At 60.4% G+C, this 21298-nt stretch carries 22 protein-coding genes; all 22 read right to left on the minus strand.

Annotated features, from left to right (window positions below):
• Nucleotides 1-89: 89 nt before the first annotated feature.
• The 22 genes from BS629_RS09250 to BS629_RS09355 all read right to left on the minus strand — a co-directional run bounded on the left by BS629_RS09250 (nt 90) and on the right by BS629_RS09355 (nt 21148).
• On the minus strand, nt 90-1853 hold the full coding sequence (locus tag BS629_RS09250; RefSeq protein ID WP_018244837.1) for a GumC domain-containing protein: 1764 nt from the start codon (nt 1851-1853) through the stop codon (nt 90-92).
• A 221-nt stretch (nt 1854-2074) separates the two neighbouring features.
• Nucleotides 2075-2914 carry a WecB/TagA/CpsF family glycosyltransferase gene (locus BS629_RS09255; protein ID WP_018445798.1) on the minus strand — a complete coding sequence of 280 codons (840 nt, stop codon included), beginning with the start codon at nt 2912-2914 and terminating at the stop codon, nt 2075-2077.
• A 290-nt stretch (nt 2915-3204) separates the two neighbouring features.
• Entirely contained in the window at nt 3205-3744 is a 540-nt protein-coding gene (locus tag BS629_RS09260; protein ID WP_018244836.1) for a hypothetical protein, read from the minus strand.
• A complete protein-coding gene (locus BS629_RS09265) occupies nt 3744-4109 on the minus strand; it encodes a hypothetical protein (protein WP_003556590.1) in 366 nt (121 codons plus the stop codon). The genes BS629_RS09260 and BS629_RS09265 overlap by 1 nt, the downstream gene beginning before the upstream one ends.
• Before the next feature lie 117 nt (nt 4110-4226).
• Nucleotides 4227-4790: a rod-binding protein gene (locus BS629_RS09270; protein WP_018244835.1), complete on the minus strand. Its 564-nt coding sequence runs from the start codon at nt 4788-4790 to the stop codon at nt 4227-4229.
• A gap of 32 nt (nt 4791-4822) precedes the next feature.
• Nucleotides 4823-5236 carry a hypothetical protein gene (locus tag BS629_RS09275; protein WP_018244834.1) on the minus strand — a complete coding sequence of 138 codons (414 nt, stop codon included), beginning with the start codon at nt 5234-5236 and terminating at the stop codon, nt 4823-4825.
• Between the two features lie 7 nt (nt 5237-5243).
• Entirely contained in the window at nt 5244-5996 is a 753-nt protein-coding gene (fliR, locus tag BS629_RS09280) for a flagellar biosynthetic protein FliR (protein WP_018244833.1), read from the minus strand.
• Nucleotides 5993-8080 carry a flagellar biosynthesis protein FlhA gene (gene flhA, locus BS629_RS09285; RefSeq protein WP_018445802.1) on the minus strand — a complete coding sequence of 696 codons (2088 nt, stop codon included), beginning with the start codon at nt 8078-8080 and terminating at the stop codon, nt 5993-5995. Before flhA ends, fliR begins: the two co-directional genes overlap by 4 nt.
• A gap of 150 nt (nt 8081-8230) precedes the next feature.
• Nucleotides 8231-8497 carry a flagellar biosynthesis protein FliQ gene (fliQ, locus tag BS629_RS09290; protein ID WP_017967052.1) on the minus strand — a complete coding sequence of 89 codons (267 nt, stop codon included), beginning with the start codon at nt 8495-8497 and terminating at the stop codon, nt 8231-8233.
• Between the two features lie 107 nt (nt 8498-8604).
• Nucleotides 8605-9033: a flagellar hook assembly protein FlgD gene (flgD, locus tag BS629_RS09295; protein ID WP_018244831.1), complete on the minus strand. Its 429-nt coding sequence runs from the start codon at nt 9031-9033 to the stop codon at nt 8605-8607.
• Complete coding sequence (gene flbT, locus BS629_RS09300; protein ID WP_018244830.1) at nt 9024-9473, minus strand: flagellar biosynthesis repressor FlbT; 450 nt, start codon at nt 9471-9473, stop codon at nt 9024-9026. The genes flgD and flbT overlap by 10 nt, the downstream gene beginning before the upstream one ends.
• Nucleotides 9470-9817 (minus strand): flagellar biosynthesis regulator FlaF, encoded by a 348-nt coding sequence (gene flaF / locus BS629_RS09305; protein WP_003545562.1) that lies wholly within the window; start codon nt 9815-9817, stop codon nt 9470-9472. Before flaF ends, flbT begins: the two co-directional genes overlap by 4 nt.
• Before the next feature lie 34 nt (nt 9818-9851).
• A complete protein-coding gene (locus BS629_RS09310) occupies nt 9852-10898 on the minus strand; it encodes a flagellar hook-associated family protein (protein WP_018244829.1) in 1047 nt (348 codons plus the stop codon).
• A 3-nt stretch (nt 10899-10901) separates the two neighbouring features.
• On the minus strand, nt 10902-12389 hold the full coding sequence (gene flgK / locus BS629_RS09315) for a flagellar hook-associated protein FlgK (RefSeq protein WP_018244828.1): 1488 nt from the start codon (nt 12387-12389) through the stop codon (nt 10902-10904).
• Nucleotides 12390-12408: 19 nt separating this feature from the next.
• A complete protein-coding gene (locus BS629_RS09320; RefSeq protein WP_018244827.1) occupies nt 12409-13716 on the minus strand; it encodes a flagellar hook protein FlgE in 1308 nt (435 codons plus the stop codon).
• A 126-nt stretch (nt 13717-13842) separates the two neighbouring features.
• A complete protein-coding gene (gene rem / locus BS629_RS09325) occupies nt 13843-14514 on the minus strand; it encodes a transcriptional activator Rem (RefSeq protein ID WP_003545558.1) in 672 nt (223 codons plus the stop codon).
• Between the two features lie 280 nt (nt 14515-14794).
• Nucleotides 14795-15352, minus strand: coding sequence for a transglycosylase SLT domain-containing protein (locus BS629_RS09330; protein ID WP_018244826.1), 558 nt, complete (start codon nt 15350-15352; stop codon nt 14795-14797).
• Entirely contained in the window at nt 15300-16730 is a 1431-nt protein-coding gene (fliK, locus tag BS629_RS09335) for a flagellar hook-length control protein FliK (RefSeq protein WP_018244825.1), read from the minus strand. The genes BS629_RS09330 and fliK overlap by 53 nt, the downstream gene beginning before the upstream one ends.
• The gene (gene motC / locus BS629_RS09340) at nt 16727-18022 is read right to left on the minus strand and encodes a chemotaxis protein MotC (RefSeq protein WP_018244824.1); all 1296 of its coding nucleotides are present in this window, start codon (nt 18020-18022) and stop codon (nt 16727-16729) included. The genes fliK and motC overlap by 4 nt, the downstream gene beginning before the upstream one ends.
• A gap of 4 nt (nt 18023-18026) precedes the next feature.
• Nucleotides 18027-19355, minus strand: coding sequence for a MotB family protein (locus tag BS629_RS09345; RefSeq protein WP_018244823.1), 1329 nt, complete (start codon nt 19353-19355; stop codon nt 18027-18029).
• Nucleotides 19352-19981 carry a hypothetical protein gene (locus BS629_RS09350; protein WP_026188627.1) on the minus strand — a complete coding sequence of 210 codons (630 nt, stop codon included), beginning with the start codon at nt 19979-19981 and terminating at the stop codon, nt 19352-19354. The genes BS629_RS09345 and BS629_RS09350 overlap by 4 nt, the downstream gene beginning before the upstream one ends.
• A 204-nt stretch (nt 19982-20185) precedes the next feature.
• Nucleotides 20186-21148 (minus strand): flagellin N-terminal helical domain-containing protein, encoded by a 963-nt coding sequence (locus BS629_RS09355; RefSeq protein WP_018244821.1) that lies wholly within the window; start codon nt 21146-21148, stop codon nt 20186-20188.
• Between the last annotated feature and the right edge of the window lie 150 nt (nt 21149-21298).

The raw sequence follows: 21298 nt of genomic DNA on the forward strand, positions 1-21298 counted from the left end.
TGGATAGTTGACGAGCGTCAAATGCCCGCTAACGCCCTATCCTGTCGGAAAGCGGCAACGCAATATCAAAAATGCAAGGAAATGTTCGTTCAACGCAGCGGCTGCCGCGCTTCGCGCGCATGAACACGAAGCCGGTCGCGCAGGCCGGAGATTTCGGAGCGCAGCACCTCCATCTCGTCGACTGGCGCGGGGTCCTGTGCGAACGTCGGCGGCAGTGGGGTCTGCAGCGGGGATACCGGCATTTTCTCCCTTGCAGGATCGGCGACCGGCCGACGCAGGCGCAGCAGGAAAGCCGCGGCAAGACCGACAGCAAGACCCGCGGCCGCGCCCATCAGCGAGCGGCCGATCCGGCCATCCGTTGCCGATACCGCCGTCGCCAGTGCCGGCTTCAGGAGAACGATACGACCGTCGGCGGCCGCTCCCACCGCTGCGGACGTCGCCTCTTCCAAGCGCGAGCGCGCGGCATCGGCTTTTTCGCGCAGCTCGGTCAGACGTGACAAATCGACGCCGGTGTCCCGGCTCTGGGCGATCAGCGTGTTGCGGCGGTCATTGAGGCCCTTGCGCGCATCGACGGCGGCCTTGGCGGCGAGGTTGGCAGTCTGGGCAAGACGGGTCAGCTCCTTGCCCATATTCTCCTTCAGACCATCAGTTTCGGCCTGCTGCTGCAAGAGGCGCGGATGGCGCGGGCCAAGCTCGGCGGAAAGCTGCGCAAGCGCTGTCTTGGCGACGGCATATTTGTCGCGCCAGTCCTGCAGCGCCGGCGAGAGCATATCGGAGGGCAACGAACCATCGAGCACCTCGGCAAGTTTTGCGGCCTTCAGCCGGTCGGTCTGCGCCTTGGCGGCAAGAATATTCTGGTCGGCCGCTTTCAGATCGGCATCGAGCTGGTCGATCTGGCGGCGAAGATCAATCGTCACCTTGACGTTGCCCTCGCCGCTCTTTGCCGTGAAAGCGGCAAGCTCCGCCTTCGCCTCGTCATAGGTTTTACGCAAGGCGGCATCGGTTTCGGCGTTGCCGCCAGGGCCGTCTGCTGCGGAAACCGCTTCGGCAAGCCTGGCGGCGATGCGCATGGATTTGCCGCTGTCGCCGGTCGTCACCCTGACGAGGATCGTGCCTGTCGCGGCATCGGGCAGTATCTCGACCGCATGCTTCAGCGTCGCCTCGGCGCGCGAGGCCGGATCGGCAGCAGCACCGGTGGCCGAGAGGAGATCGAGCGCGACGCCGAGCGCATTGGCGCTGGCGCCGGCAAATTCGGGATCATGATCGAGTTTCAAGGCGGCGACCGTCGAAGCAACCGTACGCGCCGACAACAGCCCTTTCGCAGCAGCCTGGGTGAAAGCAGCACGGCTTGCCACATCCGCCTTCACGGAAAGCGTCGTTTCGGCGCGATAGAGGGCCGGTGAAGCCGGCATCAGCGCCGGCAGGCCCGCACCGACGATCGTCGCAGCCGCGACCATCGTCGCAAGACCAATGCCGCCGACACTGCGGCGCGGCACCAGCCGGGGCTCGGCGGGCTCTTCACGGATCGCGGCCAGCGGTGAGACCATCGGCTCGTCGGCCGGAACGCTCAGCTCTCCTTCGCCCGCCGGCTCCTGAAGAAGCGGATGGCCGACGTCGTTGGCGGCCCGGAGGCGGTTGCCGAGGATGGTTTCGATGCGGTCGACCAGCGGTGCGGTGCGCGCCGCCCTGGCGCGCTGCTCCTCCAGCACCCGGCCGATGGCGCGCAGCAATTCGGCCTCGGGCGGCGCAATATCAGGCCGGCCCGACCGGGGCGCCCCGAAGGAATCCTCATGGGGGCGCTGCCCTGCGGCTGCGCGATCCTGGAAGCTGTTTCTGGCCCTGATATCGTACATTTGCGCCACATCTCATGCACATGATGGCCGAGTCCGCTCATCCGCACGGACGCAGATGATTAAGCCACTCTAAATGTTCATGGCAAAGAAATGGTTAACCGCAGCGGGTAAGAACTAAGCATAATCCCTTAAATCGGAAACGATTTGAGGACAAAATTATGCGGCAATTTAAAGTGCTGCAGCGTCCTTTGCGCGTCTCAAAAGACGCGCGGCGCTGTGGGTCAGCTCGCCTTCTTACGATCCGACTGCGGCTGCAGCGCGCTGCCGTGCTCTTCCGGATAGCTGAGAATCCTTTCGCGCCGACGGAAGCGATAGCGCAGGACATGGAAGAGGAAGACCGGGATGCCGATGACATAACGGCGCCAGAGGCGCGCCGGCTCCTGCAGCAGGCGATAGGCCCATTCCAGGCGCATCATCCGCACCGTCCTCGGCGCGCGTGGGACGGCGCCTGAGACGAAGTCGAAGAGAGCGCCCACCGTCAACACCAAACGCGCATGATCGGTGCGAATATGATCGTGAACCCACTTCTCCTGCAGCGGCGTCCCCATGCCGACGATCAAGATATCGACCTTCTGGCGCTCGAGCTCCTCGATGACATCAGTGGGATCGACCTTGTCGAAGTAACCGTCGGAAACGACGACGAATTCGTGCCAGGGCGTGTGCCTGCGGAAATTTTCCGCCGCCGCCTCGACGACCGAACGCTTGCCGCCGATGAGGCCGATGCGGCGCGGGGCCTCCATGAAAGTCAGGAAGGCCGGCACGAAATCGGTGCCGTTGAGATTGGCCGGAAACGGCGAACCATGGGCGATCTGCGATGCGATGTTGAGGCCGATGCCATCCGGCAGCACCAGATTGTGCGACATGATCCGGTAATATTCGTCGTCGCGCAGCGTGGTCAGCATGTTGTGGGCATTGACGAAACAAACCACGGTCTGGCCGACGGGAATGGAGGCCAGCTCGTTGATGAAAACGAGGGCGTCGTCCCAGCCGAGATCGCAGACCGGCAGATCGAAGATCGTCCGCCGCGATGCGAGCACCGCGAAGTTTGCAATCAGATTCATTCCTACCTCCTGCCGAGGGTGCTGCATGCGCCCGACATCCCGGAAAACAAGCCCATATTTCCGCACCGGAGGTCTCGAAAGGACCGGTCGCGTCCCGCCGGGACGCGTCGCTCCGATCCCGGATAAGCGGCGCATGCCAAGCTGTGACACCTGATATAACAGGACGGTTTCAAACAACCCTTAGGAAAATTCCTTGAATTTCCATGCTCGCATAAGTGGTTTATTAACCACGCGCGCCAACGACAAACGGCGCCCTCAGGCGCCGTTTGTCGTCAATGATATGATGGTCCTTAGTGGGCCGCTGGCGCCGGTGCTTCGCCGGCCGGTGCGGTCTCGACGATCTTGACGGGTGTACCGACCTTCTTCGGCTGACCGGCGGAGCTTTCCTTGACCTCTTCCTTGGAGAGATAGTCGAGCTGCTCCAGCATCACTTCGGCGACGTATTCGCCACCCAAACGCTCGTTCATGCCCTTCTTGATCTCCTCGCGGAAGGCGTTCGGATCGAAGGATTTGATGTGGGCGATATCGACCATCTTGTTGCCGACGAGCAGGCTGAAAAGCTCGTCCGTCGTCATCTCGCTCAGCGGCAATGTCACGCCTTTCAGCATGTCCTTGTTCATCATGAACGAAACGCGGCCGAGGAAGTAACCGGTGATCGCACCGTTACCGATGATCGGTACCGTGATCGTTTCGCCCTTCACCAGTTCGAGCGCGCTCTGCTTGGAATCCGTTGCCGCCGGCGCCGGCGCGGTCGCCAGGTACACCGAGAAATAGACCGATGCCAAGGTGATGGCGCAAACCCAGACACCGGTGAGGACGAGCTTGATCATCAGTTTCCACGCGCGGCGAATTGTTCCTGGGAATAGGTGCCGTCGGCATCGGCGTCCTGAACTGCGTTCTTCAGGAGGTCGGCCACGGCGCGAACCGCTTCGAGATGCGCCTCGACGCGACGGGCATTGAGAACCAGTTTCTTCTTCAGGCCGTGCAGCTGATCGAGATGGGCAGCGGCAAGCTCGGCCGGATCGGTGTCGCGGAAAAGCATCGACAGCTCGTAGAGGCAGCGGCTCTTATGCGCATTGGAGACCTTGAGATCGAACTGCGGATCGTTGCCGATCCGGGTGTTCTCATTGTCGATGATCATTTCGAGGCGTCCGAGAACGGATTTGATCCTGTATTCGTTCGAAACTATTTCCATTGTACCCCCGGTTATGCGTCGCTTAGAGCATGATGCCGTGCGCGGTTTTCGGACGACATCATGCTCTAACTGTTTAATTGAGAACGAGATTCAGATTCTAGGCCAACGGGCCTAAAGTCATCCTGTTCTATCGGACTTGGCTTCGGCGGTCGGCGTGCCAAAAGTCTTGCGCTGGAAGTCATCGATCATGCTGAGCGCGGTGTTGCGGTCATCGTCATCGGTCGAGGCATTGACGATCTTGCCTTCCTGCCGGCGCAACTGCTCACTGTACATCTGCTTGGCAATACCGATGCCGTCACCCTTGGCCATGGTGTTGCCGAGCTGTTCGGCCATCATGCCTTTCCAGATATCGCCGGTCGCGCCCTTGCCGTAGACATCTTCGCTCTCGCTCGGCAGCATGGACTTGACGAAATTCTGCAGGACCATGGCTTCAAACTTCCGGTAGCTTTCCGGAACTTCCTCGGCCTTGGTGCGGTTCTGGATGTTGGCGAGGCCGCTCTTCTGGCCGATATGGTCGAGAACGTCGACCGTATTGGAGAAGCCCTTGCCATTCTCGGCGAGACTCGTTGCGGCAAAGGCCGCACGATTTGCCTTCAACTTTTCCTGGGCCGCCTGAACCTCCATGGGGTCGGCAGCTTTGACAACGTCCAGGACCAGATCACTGGGGGGCGAAATAGCCACGTTACAATCCTCTGAATTTAAGATCGTAACGACTATGGTTTTTGAAGCTTGCTGGAGGCTGGCGTTGCGAATTGCTGGTCGATGACATCGTAGACGGCGTTGTCATCGGCCTCGCGGCGCTCGGCGTCGAGGGCTTCCTGCATGCCCTCTTCAAAGCGGTCGCCCTTGGCGCGCTCACGCGCCAGTCGCATCTCGTGGATCTGCTGCATGCCGGTCAGCTGCTGGTCCTTGATGCTGAGCCTGCCGAATCGGTCGGCGTAATTCTGCGAGAATGCGTGGTGGACGGGGTCCATCGAGCCGAGCGCGATGATGACGTCGTCCATCGCCGCATTGACCTCGACACGCTGACGGCTGGTTTCGGCCAGGTCGTTCTCGGCCATTCGTTCGATATGCCGCTGCACCGAGAGCAGTCGCTTGAGCTTCTGGGAGCGCTTCTTTTCGATCATATCAGCCTCATCGCCCGATATAGATCGAGCCGAAGGACTGGCCGAACTGGCTGAGCAACGCCGCAATCGAGAAATAGATCAGGAAGAGCCCGCCCATCAGCAGATAGGGCGTGGAAATGAAGTAGACCGGGATCTGCGGCGCCAGCTTGTTGATGAAACCGATCGAGACGTTGAAGATCATGCCGTAGATCAAAAACGGGCTCGACAGCCGCAGCATGATGTAGGTGGTCTGCTCCAGCGTGTCGGTGAAGGAGATCAGCGTCGCGCGCATCTGCATCAGGCCGCCGAAAGGCATGGTCGTGTAGGAATCGATCAGCGCGCGGAAGACGATGTGATGAAAATCCATGATGAAGAGAATCATGATGCCGGCAAAGGTAATGAAGCCGGAAAGGCTGGTCTCCGGCGTGTCTTCGAGGATATCGGCGGAACCCGGCTGAGTGTAGCCGACCATCATCGCGATGATCGTCGCGGCGAATTGCATGCCGATCGTGTAGATCCTCGCCAGCATGCCGTACATCACGCCGATCAGCGATTCGCTGAAGATCAGTCCGATATAGGTTCCCGAACTTGTGTGAACGGCCGGGTAGACAGTGTCCCAGAGCAGTGGCATGACAGCGATCGAGAGCGCGCCGGCGATGAAGACGCGCAGCTGTTCGGGCACGCGCGCCGAGGAAAAACCCGGAAGAGCCAGCACACAGCCACCGATCCGGCAGAAAACCAGAAACAGCGCGAGAACGGTCCCTTGCGGGTCTGTTATCATGAAATAGAGCCCAAAATCTTTATCTCGATGCCCTTGGCCAGTTCGACATGCGACAGGACCGGGAGCGTGGCGAACAGCCGTTCGATGATCATGCGCACATAGGAGCGTGTTTCCGGCGACGTGACAAGGGCGAATGGCAGGCCGCGATCCATGAACTCACGGATAACTTTGGTGGCCTGCTCGCTGAACTCTTCCAGGCTGCGCGGATCGATGTCGAATTCGATCACCTCGCCCTTGGCATCGCGCTTCAGCGCCTGGTGGAAAGCCAGATCCCACTTGCTGCCCAGCCGCAGCACACGCAGCACGCCGTTGTCGGCCAGGTCGCCGCAGAGCTGCTGGGCCATGCGGATGCGGACATGCTCGACGATCTGCTCGGTCTTCCTGACATGCGGGGCGAGCTCGGCCACCGCTTCGAGGATGAGATGCAGGTTGCGGATCGAGACGCGCTCGGCAAGCAGCAGCTTGAGCACCGCCTGCAGGCCCGAATAGGACATGTGTGACGAGCAGATCTCGTCGGCAAGCTTCTTGTATTCGGGATCGAGCCGGTCGATCAGCACCTTCACGTCCTTGTAGGACAGAAGCTGCGGCAGGTTGTTGCGGATGACCTCGCTCATATGGGTCAACACGACGGAGACGTTGTCGATCGGCTGGAAGCCCTCGCGTTTCAGATCGTCGGCGAAGTTTTCAAGGATCGAAACGGCAGGCATACCGAAAGCGGGTTCACGGATTTCGTCGCCGGGAATGCTCGGCCGGCGGCCGGCGCCGGTCACCACGAGGACTTCGCCGACGCGCAGCAGGTTGGAGGCGACCGTCGTGCCGTGGATGCGGATCTGGTAGGACTTCTCGGCGATGGCGATATCGTCGGTCACCTTGATCTCGGGTACGACGAAACCGTATTGCGTGGCGAACTTCTTGCGCATCTTGCCGACACGGAAGGCGAGCTCCTGGTGGGCGCCGAGCAGGCGCGTCGAGACCATCTTGCCGAGTGCGAGTTCGATCTCCGAGGTGCGCAGCACCGACTTGACCGAATCCTTTTCCAGCTCCTTGTTCTGGACGACCTTCTTTTCCTCCTGCTCGCGGCGAAGCTTGTTTTCAGCTTCGACCTGACGCGGGATGAACCAGGCGCCGAAGGCGAGAAGACCGCCGAGGACCACGAAGGGGACAAACGGCAGGCCCGGCATCAGGGCCAGGACGAACATCAGCACGGCCGAGACGGAAAGCGCGCGGGGATACCCGCTCAACTGGTTGACGACCGCCTGGTCGGTGGAGCCGACGGTGCCGCCGCGAGAAACGAGAAGGCCGGCGGCGAGCGAAACGATCAGGGCCGGCATCTGCGAGACGAGGCCGTCGCCGACGGAGAGCTTGACAAAGACGTCGGCCGCTTCGCCGATCGGCATGCCGTGGCGGAAGTAGCCGATAATGATGCCGCCGAAGACGTTGATGCAGGTGATGATGAGGCCGGCGACGGCATCGCCGCGCACGAACTTCGACGCACCGTCCATCGCGCCGAAGAAGGAGCTTTCTTCCTCGAGTTCCTTGCGCCGGCGCTGGGCTTCCTTTTCGTCGATAATGCCGGCCGAAAGGTCGGCGTCGATCGACATCTGCTTGCCGGGGATGGCATCCAGGGTGAAACGCGCACCGACTTCGGCGATACGCGTGGCGCCCTTGGTGATGACGATGAAGTTGATGGTGATGAGGATCAGGAAGACGATCAGACCGATGACGAAGTCGCCGGACATCACCAGGCTTGCGAAACCGGCGATGACGCCGCCCGCTGCTTCATGGCCTTCATTGCCGTGGGACAGGATGACGCGTGTTGTCGCGATGTTCAGCGCCAGCCGGGTCATCGTCGCGATCAGCAGAATGGTCGGGAAAGACGAGAAATCGAGCGGTTTCTGGATCCACAGCGAGACCATCAGGATCAGCACCGAGAAGGCGATCGAGAAGGCCAGTCCCATATCGATCAGGAACGGCGGAATCGGCAGGAAGAGAATGCAGATGATGCCGATGATGCCAAGGGCAAAACCGACATCGCGCAGGCTCGGGGCGACTTTTGGAAGGGGGAGTGCAGGTGGTTGCGCCATGACGATTCCGTCTCTTCATGAGAGGAGGCGGACATGCGGCCCGCCCAATTCGGATCGAGAGTTAAATGGCGAAGCTTGCGCGAAGGTGGCTCAGAGCGGTTCTACGCAATCCCGGACGCAAAACCGCTGCGCACTTTTGCTGGAATTGCTCTAGAAGCCGGACTGGATGCGCGAGAAGACCAGATTGGTGAAAATGGAGATCTGCGAGCCGGCGAAAGGTGCGGTGACGCCGACCGTGATCAGCACCGCGACGATCTTCGGCACGAAGGTCAGCGTCGCTTCCTGCACCTGGGTCAGCGCCTGGATCAAGGCAATGATGAGACCCACTGCCATCGCGACGATGACGGCGGGACCCGCGGCAATCAGGACGGTCCAGATCGCCGCCTGGAACAGATCCAATGCATCAGCTTCATTCATCCGAAGGCAACCTCATATCGCCTTGAAGCAGCCCCGCCGCAGCCGGACCACCATTGGTTGATATCACTCGACGCATCGGCGCCGCTAAGGCGCGCGGCGCTGTCGTATCAGGTATCGCTGCTAGGAGCCTTGTCGGCAACAGTGATTCCCGCCTGCACCAGTATATTACCGCCAGCCGTGGTCGTCGCTATGATTCCGTCGGAATAAACCTTGACGGATTCGATGGTGCCTTTGACGGTGCCATCGGCGCTTTCCATGTATTTGCCAACGTAGCTGCTGGCCTGGGTGAGGCTCGAGCTTGCGAGCAGCGTGTCCAGCTTGGTGTTGGTCTGGATCGTCTGTTCGACCTGCGAGAAGCTCGCCAGCTGCGACATCTGCTCGCTGGCGTCGACCGGATCCGTCGGATCCTGGTTCTTCATCTGCGCGATGAGCAGCTGAAGGAAGTTGTCGTAATTCAGCGTCGCCTTCTGCTGGGCCGAGCTCGTCGAGTTCGAAGTGCCCGTCGTGCTCACGCTCGATGTGGCATCTACCGCCATGGTGCAATCTCCCTGCGAATCTGCTCGACCATTGTCGGCGGCATTTCGTGGTTGTTGAGGATACTGTCTTCAATCGTGTAGAGGCCGCGGATCGCCTTGAGCGCATCGAAGGCGCGGCCCGTCGAGACGAGCGCATCAATGCGCTTCAGTTCGGCGAGGATCTCCTCGTTCTTGAAGCAGGAGAGCAGCATGGTGATCGACTTGCGGAACATCGCCGTCGAGTGGTCCTTGCCCTCAGGGTTGATGAGGATCATCTGCGCAATGAAATAGAGCTGACGCAGGGGCGTGGTGGCGCCCTCCGGCTGGAGGACGTGGTTTTCGAGAAGGAACGTCACATCATTCAGGAATTCCAGCGCGACCTTACGGTCGACGCGCAGGACGGCGCCGTTGATGAAGATTCTTTCTCCGGCTTTCAGAGAAATGCGAAGTGTACTTTTCATTTAAGTCCATCCCTGATGATGGTGGTAACGTCGATGATGCCCTGGTAGTTATTGGACTGACGTTTTCTGATCCTGTCACATTCCTTCAATATCCAGATCGCGATCGAGATGAGGTTGGCCCTGAGCTCGATCTCCAGCTGGTTGTCGGGATGTTTCAGATCCTCGATGAAGCTGATCCACACCCGGCGTGTATAAAACAGGGCTTCAATGGCTTCGCGGCCGTATTTTTCCTTTTCGCGCGCCAACGACAGCAGGTCTATGGACCGGTCAAGAACCTGCCATTCCCGCTCTTTCGCGTCGGCCACCGAGTCCTGCATGACTTCGGCATATGAGAACTGATACATTCATGCATCCTTCTTTATTGCGCGCCTTTGCTCATCAAAGGTAGTTTACAAGACTCAACTGCTGGATCTTCGAGACGATCGTGTAAGCGGTTTCAAGCTGCGTTTCCAAAGTCTTGACGAGGGTCGAGGCTTCGTAGGGATCGACACCCTGGAGATCGACCAGCTTGTTCTTGATGATGTTCGACTGGGCGTCGAGAGCGTCGTTGGACTTCTTGACGCGCTCCTGGGAAAGGCCGAGCTGGCTTGCCTGCGTTACAAGGCCGCTGGTCGCCTTCGTCGTATAGCTGATCGCCTGCTTGGACACCGTGCTCATCGCATCGCTGCTGAGGTTCTGGCCCAACAGCGCCGAGGTCATCACCGAGGCGAGCGCGAAGTAGCGCATGCCTTCGGAATTGGCGTTGGTCGAGGATTCGATCACTTCCGAGTTGCTGATGCGGCTCGTCATGTTCTGGCTCGATGCCTGCGACCAGCCGGTCGTTGGGTCGGTCCAGGCGGTCTCGCTGAACATCGGCTCTACCGTCGTGGTGATGAAGGTGCTCATTTCGGCGCCGGTGAGATCACTAACCGCCTTGCCGAGGCCCGTTGCATAAGTGTTCAACTGCGTGACGATGGCTGCGCTCGTCGCTGTCGTCTTGTCGGTCAGCGGCTGCACGTCGGTGTTAATGCCCGAGAACAGATATTCGCCGTTCACCATGGTATTGGCAGTGTCCATCATGGTGGACAGGGCGCTGGTGGCGGACTGGATGGCGACGGTGATGCTGCCGGGATCGTGGCTGCCCTGGAGCGCCGTAAGCTTCGAAACGAGGCCGTCGCCGACGTCCTTCATCTTGGAAAGGCCGAGCTGCGATGATTCCATGCGTGCATTGACGAGCGAATTGCTTGATTTGATCGAGGCTATCCTGTCGACCTCGCGGCTGAAGTCGACGCTCCTGGCGGCGTTGCCGCCGAGCGAGACACCGATATCCGCATAGACTCCCGTCGTCGCCTCCATCGTTGCCTTCGTCATCTGGTTCTGCGCCTGACGGATCGTCAACCGCATCGCGTTCTGAATGGCCGAACTTGAAATAAATGAGCTCTTCATGGCTTAACTCGCAATATCCAGCAATGACTTCAACATTTCGTCAACGGCGTTCAGGATCTTGGTCGCCGCCTTGTAGGACTGCTCTATGTCAAGGAGCAGCGTCAGCTCCTCGTCGAGGTTGACGCCGGTCTCATTGGAATAGGCTTCGTCGGAGCGCGACAGCGCCGCCGAGGTGTTTTCCGCCGCCGTCGTCGCGTTGCTGCGGTACTGCTCGAGCCAGCCGAGGGAATTCGTGGCGTATTCCATGATGCTGACGTTTGAATCGATGCCGGTCGTGGCGTCGAAGCCGACCGCCGGTCCCGCCGCCGGATCGAAATCGATGTCGGAGCCCAAGGCGGTATAGAGACGATCGAGGTCCGTCGTATAGCCGCTGAGGTGGGTAGGGTTGTTGACGACGCCGTTGGCGTTGACACCGCCATCGCGCAAGCGCATCGGATCGCCGCCCTGCGAGGTGATGACGGTGCTGCTGACGCTGATGGTCGACGCCATGCCGGCAACCGCAGCGCTGCCGGTATCGACCGTGCCGCCGCTCCAGGTGAAGAGACCGGGCACATAGGCCGGCGTGCCCGACGTGCTCTGCTCCTTGAAGAGCGAGACCAGGCCGCGGGCGATTTCATCGAGTTGCTTCTGGAAGTTGGGAGCGATCTCGTCACGGACCTGCAGGAGCGATTGAAGGCTCCCCTGCCCCGTCGTCGTCGACCCGCTACCGCGCGGAAGGGCCACACCGTCGACATAAACCGAATTGCCTGTGATGGTCGCGGTATAGATATCCTGAGACTTGAACGTCACCTTGCGCGGAACCGTCTCGAAGAGGATCGTCCCGTCAGACGTGCTCAGCACCATGTCGTTGTTGTCGCGCGTCGTTGCGTTGACGCCGACGATCTGCGAAATCTGCTTGAGAGCCTTCTCACGCTCGTCGAGGGCGCCGGATGCATCCGCACCCGAGGCCGTGGCGGTCTTCACCGCGTTGTTGGCCTTCTCGAAGTCGCTGAGGAGCGAATTCAGCTTGTCGACGTCGGTGGCGATCTGCTTGTCGGCGGTGGCGCGAACGTCCTGAACGGATTGCGAGGCATTGTTCAGCGAGTTGGCGACGTCCTGGGCGGCGGTGATGGCGCCCTGGGCGGCGACGGTGCTACCCGGCGCCGTGCGGAAGGCCTGAAGCTTTTGCTGGAAAACGCCGAGATAGGTGGATGGCGACGTTTCGTAGTCGTTGCCACCCATGATCGACTTGAGATCCTCGAGACCGCCGAGCAATGCCTGCTGGGCGCTGTCCTGAGAGGATGTCTTCAGGTACTGGCGCAGCAGCGCATCTTCCTGCGCCCGGTCGATCTTGACGACCTGGGCACCGTTCAAGGACGTGGTGAGCATCGCCTGCCGGCGCACGTAATCTTTGTTGCCCGCATTCGAGATATTGTTCGATACGACACTGCTCTGCGTGCCTGTATTGTTGAATATGCTCTGCGCGGTATTAAGTGCGGATGTGAGCGACATGGCTTACCCGGTACCTTGCTTATCTCTTGAGGTTGACGAGGACGTCCATAATGTCGGACCCCGTCTGGAAGACCTTGGAATTGGCGGTATAGCTGCGCTGCGATTCGATCATCTCGGTCAGTTCGCCGGCGAGGTCGACGTTCGAGCCTTCAAGGGCGCCTGACTTGATGGTGCCAAGACCGTTGGTCTGCGGGAAGCCGGTGACGGTGACGCCGGACTGACCGTTGGCGCTGTAGACGTTGCCGCTCTGGAGCGTCAGCTTGTCCGGGCTGGCGACGTTGGCGAGCGGGATACGGTAGAGCGGCTTGTTAGTGCCATCCTCGTACTTGGCGTAGACGATGCCGTCGCCATCAATCGTGACGTCCTTGACCGGGCTTGCAGCCTGGCCGTTCGGCGTACCCGTGCCGGCAAAGGCAGCGCCGAGCTGCGTGAAGCCGGAGAGATCCATTTTGATGGTCTGACCGGTCACCGTATCGGCGATGTTAACGGTGCCCGTCGAGTTGGTTATTTTGCCGGTGGCGTCGAAATCGAGCGTGGTTGTGCCAACGGCGCCGCCTGCGCTGTACGGAAAGGAGCTCGTGCCACCCGTTGCCGCATTGGCGTTGCGGAAGATCGCAACTTCCCAGCTGCTGTTAACGGCGGGAGGTGCCGGCGGCGGCGTTGCCGCGACCGAGGTCTTGGTGAAGTAGAAGTCGTACATCACCTTGTTGCCGAGCGTGTCGTAGGCAACCATCGAGAACTTCTTGGTATCAGCCGTCGTGGTGGTGGCGTTGGCGCTCGGCAGCGTCGCAGGAGCGACCGGGGCGATGTTGGCGCCGGAATCGAGATTGCCCTTGAAGACCCCGGATGTCGAGGCGATGGCGGTCAGCCCTTCCTGGTTGACGTTGACAGGAACGAGGCCATCGAAGCCGTTGACGACAACAGCAGGAGAGCCGGCGTCGTAGGAATAGCCCATAAGCATGAAGCCGGCGGCATTGACGAGATTGCCTTCGTCGTCCTTGGTGAAGTCACCGGCGCGGGTCAGAACCGGCGTGCCATCCGCACCCTGAACGATGAAGAAGCCATCGCCCGAGATCGCAAGATCGGTGCCCGAGGTGGTGTAGGAAATATCGCCCTGATCGGAGACAGACTGGCGGACCGAGGACTGAACGCCGCCGGAATTGTAGTTTCCGCCCGAGGAAGGCAGAACCAGCGACGAGAAGCTCGTCGACACGGACTTGTAACCGGTCGTGTTAACGTTGGCGATATTGTCGGCGACCGTGCTCAAGCGGTTAGCCTGAGCGTTCATCCCCGATACTGCCGTCTTCATGCTGCCGAAAATGCTCATCTGAAAACCTCGTTTTACCTGTTATGCACGAGAGTATTTGTCGGGCCTTGCGTGAAGCTGTCTGTCATGGCGAGTCGCGAGGCCAAGTTTAAGGTTCAGCCGGGCGCCGCCGCCCGGCCGAGAAAATCAGGCCCAATCAATGCAGTAGCCAAGGAAGCGCTTGGAATCGACCGGATCGACGCCGAGCTTTTTGCGCAGCTTCTTGCGCAGCTTCGAGATGTGGCTTTCGACGACGTTCTCCTCGACCTCTTCATCGAAGATGCCGTAGATGGCGTTGAAAATCTGGGTCTTGGTGACCCGGCGACCGCGATTGGCGATCAAATATTCGAGGATGCGGCGCTCGCGCCGGGGAAGCGCGAAGACTTCGCCGTTGATCTCGGGGTCACGGCCATCCGAGAAGACGCGGATCCCGCCGATCTCTGTGTAATTGGTGATCGCCTTCAGCCGGCGCCGGATCGCAGCCGCTCTTGCAAGGATTTCGCGGGGATGCACTGGTTTGCGCACCACGTCGTCGACGCCGCAGTCGAACAGCGCGAGGGTGTTTTCGAGCGAGTGCTGGTCGCTGACCGCAATCACCGGCGCCATCGACCGATCCCGGATCGCCCGGGGCAGTTCGAAGTTGCGTTGGCCCTGACCGATCAGAAAGGCCTCGACTGCAGCTATATCGGAATCGGCGGCGGTCTGTACCCACTCGCCAAATTCCGCTGGATCAAAGCCGGTGGAGGGAATGCCCTCACGACCAAACAGAGATGTGTATCCATCTTTCACGAGCTCACGCTCATCAACCACTACGATCATTCGTCCGCCTCCGAATCAGTGTGGCACTTCGATGATCTATGGGTACGAATCGCACGAATCGGCGACAACTCGTTAAAGTTAATGGCAGAAACTAATAATTGATTAAGATCTGGGTAGCGATTTGATCTATATCTAGTGGGTGCACCTGTTTATGCACACCAAAATTTCGTGGAAAAGTTAACGGTCCGTTAATTATGGCTTGCGCACAGGATTCACGCCGGATTCCTGCCACATTGTGACACAGTTTCGTCACAATACGCCTCTTCCATCTTTGGTTGAATCAATTTTGACAAAAGTTACTCGCATTGGGAGTCCACTTGCCGTAGCCCGTGGCGACCAGATTGGCGATGACGCGGCAGACATATTGCTTCTGTGCCGGATTATTGTTGGGTCCGGCATGGTATCTGGCTACCGCCATCGTCCATGTCTCGTGACGGTCATGCAGGTTGCGGAGAAATTTTGCAGCATATTCCACGTTGCGATGCGGGTCGAACATCTCCTCGGCGGAGCGGAAATTCTCGCCGTGAAAGTAATGGTTGATCTGCATGCAGCCGATATCGATGAGCTTCGCGCCGCTGTTGCGGGCGACATCGAACTGCCTCAACGCGTCCTGCTCCGAGGGCGGAAAGATCGCTTTGCCTTCGACGTTCATGGCATAGGGATAGAGCGAGCCCTTGCGGCCGGTCTCCGTCAGGCCGACCGAATAGAGGATGCCTTCCGGGATGCCATACTTGGCCGCTGCCGACTGGATCTCGCGCTCGCAGGCGCCGGTAGAAGCGGCCGCCTCAGAGGTAAACGCCGCCAGTGCCGCTGCTACCGCCAGCACGAGCGTCTTCAATACCCGTCTCGCCTGCGCCATTGAAGCCTCCGTCCGTCCGCTGTGCCGTCTGATTGTGGCGCTCGCGCGCCTCGCCGCCCTGCCCCTGCTGGGGGAGCGACTGCTGCTGGGAGGCCTGGCTGCCCGCCTGGTTGCCGGCGTCGGAACGCTCGACCGGCGCCATGCTGATGGTGACGTTTTCGACCGCGTAGCCCTGGCTGCGCAGAGCTTCGAGAATCTTGCCGTGATCCTCCTTCATTTGACGGTAAGCCGCCCCGGTTTCGACCTTAAGGTCGACGTTCAGTGCGTCGCCGGACAGCCGCATGGTGGCCGTCACCAGACCGAGGTCGAGCGGGTTCATCTGGATCTTCAGCGTATTGACCACCTTGCCGGTGCTCGTCCATTCCGCTGCGTTGGAGAGCGCTGAGCTCGGCTCCATGGCGCGCGCCCATTCGGAATCCCCCGAGAGAGCAGCGGTCACGGCGGCGGAATTCGAATTCTGCATCAGGCCGATATAGCGGCGCGATTCCAGCACCGAAACGTTTTCGACATCGGCTTTCTTCGAGCCATCCTTCGCTCCGGCCTGATCGGTACCGATGTGAACATCCATCGACACGCCGCGGCCATCGGCGCGGCTGATCCTGAATGTCTTGCCATCGGCGGCTTCGGCATTCTCCGCTCCGGGAACCTTGATGTCATCCGCCTTGCCGCTCTCGATGTTGCTGCTGACCGCCGCCAGGGCGTCGGACGCATGGCCGCCCATCTTGGCGTCGAGCTTCTTGTCGGCCGTTCCAGCCTCATCGACCTTGGAGACGTGATGCGCGGCTACGGCCGCCGGCAAAGTCACTGCACCATCGGCAGGTTCCTGCTTCAGCAAGCCGAGAACATCCGAAATGCCGCCGTCATCGTCATCGCTGGTCTTGTCCGTCTCGGTTTCCAATGCGTCGCCCTTGGCGTGCTTGGCGCCCTTGGCGGCCGGAGCGACCTCATCTGCGGAACGGTCCTTCGGATCGAGCTTGCCCAAGGCGAGATCTGCCGACACTTTGACCTCAGCCTTTGCGGGTTTTGCTGCGACCTTGTCGACACTGGCGATCGTTGCCGGCTGAACATCAGCCTGCGCCTTCAGCGCGGCGTCGCTAAGATCGATCAATGGCTTTGCGCTGCTGCGGCCGCGGATCGTCTGCGCCACTTTGTCGGCGCTTCCATCGGCAACCACGCCCTGATCCCCCTGCGCATCATCGGCATCGTCATTGGCGGTACCGCTGCTCGCCTTGGCCAGCGCGTCGGAGAAGCCATTCTTTTGGCCGGCGGCATCGTCTTTTCCGGCCGGTCGCGCAGATTTCGCAATCGCGGCGGACTCCGCACCGGGGGCTCCGCCCGAGACGCTCATATCCATCATTGTTCGTTGCCTTCCTGCGCCAGAAGACCGTCGATCTCGTCGAGCTTGGATCGATTGGTCGTCACAAATGCGTTGAATGAGGGGTCGGTATCCTGGCTCTGGCCAGTCGATGCCACACCTCCCGGAACAGGCTCGGGAAGCGCGCCTGGCGCTTCCGATTGCGTGGCTATTGCCACAGCCTTTTCAGAAGTGATTTCTTGATGATCAGTGTTAGGGTTGGAGGCTTGCGTCAAGCTTGCCGGGTCGGGAGCGCGCAGGATCTGCTCGGCAACGGATCGCGCGGCCTCCTGCAGCGCCTGATCCCGCGGCGAAAGTGTGTTGCCGTCGATGCCGCTGACATTCTTCGCCGCCCGGTCGATATCCTCTGTGGGAAGGCCGGCCATGCCGCCATACAAATCCGCGAGCGGACCGAAGGCATTGTCGGTGGCGGCGCCAAGCGACTGCACACGTCCGACCGCCATGCGCGCCAGCTCCGGCTTGCCTGATATCGCGGCGGCGCGGGCGATGCGCAGATAGACCTCGCGCTGGCGCGGAGCGTCCATGAAGGAGAGGATATCGATGACGTCCTGCGGTTTCACGTCGTGATCGTGGCCGACGACGAGCGTGACGAAAAGATCGGCGAACTGGCTGGCATAGGGCGAATGCAGGAAGCGTCTGACATAACGCTGCGAATAAGCCATTCCCTTGTCGAGCATGCCCTTGTCGACGCAGATGGCTACGGAGCGGCGCAACGCCGCTTCCTCGACGATCGTACCGGGTGCTGCAAGACGCGCCTGGTCGTAGAGATCCAGCGCGTCTGTCGGTTTCGTCGCGATCAGCACGTTGCCGCCGATCAGCGCAAGATAGGGGCCGATCTTCTTGTCGCGATATTCCCTGGCCGTCTCCTCCAGCGTCTTGGCGACAAGCAGCCCCTTGCCGCTCAGATATTTGCGCAGCACATCGGTGACGCGGTTGTCGAAATAGCCGTTGACGTCGTGGGCGATTAGATATTCGAGCGTCTGGGGATTGCCGCCGCTCATCGCGTAGATCAGCGCCGCGTCGACATTGCGGTCGTCGTCGAACGTCGAAGGATCGACAGTGCGCAACCGCTCGTCGATCGTGCCCAGCATGAAGCGCTGCATCTCGCCGGCCGAATGATCGCCGCTGACGACGGAATCCTGCACGAATTGCAGCGACCGCAGCATCTTGTACGGCGCAAGATCATCCGGATCCTGTGCATTGCCTGCGGCCGGCGAAAGCATCGCCAAGCCAAGGGCCACAAATCCGACGTAGCGATGCTGCCGACGCGCCATTCGACTATCCTTGATCCGCCTGCACCAGAATCTCGATCCGGCGGTTGGTCGCGTTGAACGGGTCAGACGGCAGCTTCAGCCGACGGTCGGCGAAGCCGGAAACCTGGGAGATGCGTTTCTCGTCGAGCCCGCCGCGCACAAGCATGTAGTAGGCGCTCTGGGCGCGATCCATCGAAAGCCGCCAATTCTCGTTCTGCGTGCCCTTATACTGGCGCCCGTCCGTGTGGCCGCGGATGGCGATCGCACCACCCCTCGCCTTCAGGATCGCACCGATCTTTTCCATGGCGAGCACCATCTCCTGGCGCGGAACCGCAGAACCGATATTGAACATCGAATCGTCGGTCTGGTCGGAGATGCTGACCAGCAATCCGCCCTCGGACGCCGTCACGGTCAGACCTTCGGCGAGCTTGCCGGCGACACCGCCGATCTGCTGGGCGATCTGGGCCTGCAGCTGCTCGGCTTCCTTCTTCTGCTGCTGCTCGGTCTCGGAGGCACTCTTGTCCGCATCCTTCTGATGATCGGCGTCTTTCTGAGCGTCGGCTTTCTTGCCCTCAGGCGACTTGCCGTCCTTGGCTTCGACCGCGCCCTTGGTTTCCTTGGTTTCCTTGGTTTCTTTGGTTTCCTTGGCCGCCTTCTGATCGGTGGTCAGCGGTATCGGCTGCATATCCTCGACCTTGGCGATCTCGCTTGTCTCGCTCTCGACCGCCTGCTGGTCGTCGCTCTTGCCGGGCGGCAACGTCTTGCCGGCCGTCGTGACCTCGACCTGCTTCGTCCAGAAATCCGGATCGAAGGGATCACGATAGGCCTCGCCGCCGTCGGCGCCGGTGGCCGGGCCCGAATCGGCGGCACCGCCGTCGCCCTTGGCGCTGACATTGGCCTGCTGGCCGACCTCCTGGGCGATCTCGGCCAGAACCGAATACGGATTTTCGAAGAAATCGGCCTCGGAATAATTGGTTTGGTCGCCTGATGTCGATGTCTGGTCGTCACCATCGGCGGCAGCCTTGCCGTCGTTCGGATCTTCTTCCTTCTGCTTCGACTTCTCCTGCTTCTCTTCGCCCTCGGCGTTGTCTACGGGCTTCTTCAGGCCCTTCTCGGTGGGCTTTTCGTCGGACAGTTTGATCGGATTGAAATAGGTCGCGACCGACGCCTTGGTCTCCTCGTTGGCGGCATTGACCAGCCACATGACCAGGAAGAACGCCATCATCGCCGTCATGAAGTCGGCATAGGCAATTTTCCACGCACCGCCATGGGCGCCATCGTGATCACCGCCGCCATGTCTCTTGACGATGATGATCTCGTTCTTGCCGTGGTGGTGGTTTTCGCCTTCGCTCATTCGAGAACTTTCTTCAAGCTGGCTGCCCAGGCGGACATACGGGTGACGATGACGGATTCACCGATTTCAACGGCGAGATCGATATCGTCGGTCTCAATGTGGCGAACCGCCCCGGCATGTTCGCCGAGCTCGGCCTTCACTATGTCGAAAAGCCGGGTCGGCCCCCTGACGACGATCGCTCCGGCCGCGCCTTCGAGGATCGCGTCGCGCAGCAGGGCCGCGAGGCTTTCGGCAGCCTTGGCGGCGAGCGCGTCCGTCATCACAGGCGCGATGGCGACGGCGGCGCCGGCGCTGACCAGCTGAGCGACCTCTTCGGCGATATCGCGGATGCGGGATGCAATGACCGCCGCCGCCTCGACTTCGTAGCGAAGCTTCAGTTCCTCGAGTTCACGCGCATGGACCTCCGCCAGCGCCCGCGCCTCGAGTTCGTATTTGTCAGTCAATTCCGCGGTCGCAGCGGCATGACCTTCCGCATAGGCTTCGCGGCGCTCTGCCTCGATATCGATCGCCGGTTCGCTCGGCATTTCGGGGAAAGCATCGCCGCCGAAAACATCCATGTCGAGGATTGGCGCTGACGATTCCGGTTCACCGAAATCCTTCAAATACCGGGAAAGCGAAATGCTCATAAAAAAACCATCCAGCATTCGGGAGGCATGCAACATGCCCGCCCCCGCTCAAATTGACCTTGCGCGCCGCCATCCCCTTCGAAACGGACAAGGGCCTGACCTTGCGCCGGCACGGATTCGGACGATGCCTTCATGCCGGAAACTAGGAAGTCAAACTTGCGCGAGGATGAATGGCGCCGCCGCCACCCGTGATCGCGCCCGCCCCTATTCCAGCAGGATCAGGATCTTGCTTGCGGCCGTGTTGAGGATCGAGATCGCTTCGACGGCCATTTGTTTCTGGGTTTCGATCGCCTTCTGCCGAATCGAAGCCTCGTCCATGTCGGTATCGACGAGCGCACCGACGCTCTTGTCGATCGAATCGGACAGATCGGCGGTATAGTCGATCTGATCATCGATGCGCGTCTTCATCACCCCGATGGACGCGGCCGTCGTCGTCAGCGAGGAGAGCAGCGAGTCGGTGACGTCAAGCATGTCGGTGAGTTGTGCATCGGTCGTGGTTTTGCCAATCGCAATTTCCGTACCTGTCGCCGGCGTGGTGGAGTTAGCGTTCAGCAAATAATAGTTCCGCGACGTCGTGCCGCTGTTATTGATCGCATTGGCATCGACCGGCTTGGTCAGCAGGCCGCCGCTGGCATTGTTCTTGTCGATGAGGATGGTCTGCGAGGATGGGAAATCGATGGTCTGGGCCTGATATTCGCCGGTCGGAGCGCGCACGAAACCAGAGATGACCTGCCATGTCGGCGGCGCAGCGGTGTCACCGTTCAACAGCCAGTTTTCACCCGCAAACGACGTCGATTCGACGACGGTCTGCAACTGCTCTTTGTATTCGCTGATCTCGGCGTTGATCTTGTCCTTGTCGGCGCCAGGCTCTCTTGCCGAAACCAGCTTGGCGCGAATCTGGCCGATGAGATCGATCGCCGAGTCCATCGCCGTGTAGGTCGCATCCACCTTGGCAGCGCCGAGACCGAGCGCATCTCCGATCGTTCCGAGATTGGTGCTGTCCGAACGCATGACGGTCGCGACCGACCAGTAGGACGCATCGTCGGCGGCCGTCTCGATACGATATCCCGAGGACACCTGCTGTTGGGTCTGGTTGGCTTCTTTGTTGATGCTGCGCAGCACCGCAAGCGCATTCACCGCGGCCGCGCTGGTAATCTTAACGGTCATCGACAGGTCTCGGAATCTGGGTGAAAGGGCAGGCCGGATTACCGGCGGCGACTGAAGTGGCGTCATGCCTCCGGCAGAGTTTCTACCGGCGTGTCGCAAAAGCAAATCAACTCGAGGCGAAGTTAACTCGATACCAACCTATTGGGCAAG

The organism is Rhizobium leguminosarum bv. viciae USDA 2370, from assembly GCF_002008365.1.
GTDB classification, from domain to species: Bacteria; Pseudomonadota; Alphaproteobacteria; order Rhizobiales; family Rhizobiaceae; genus Rhizobium; species Rhizobium leguminosarum.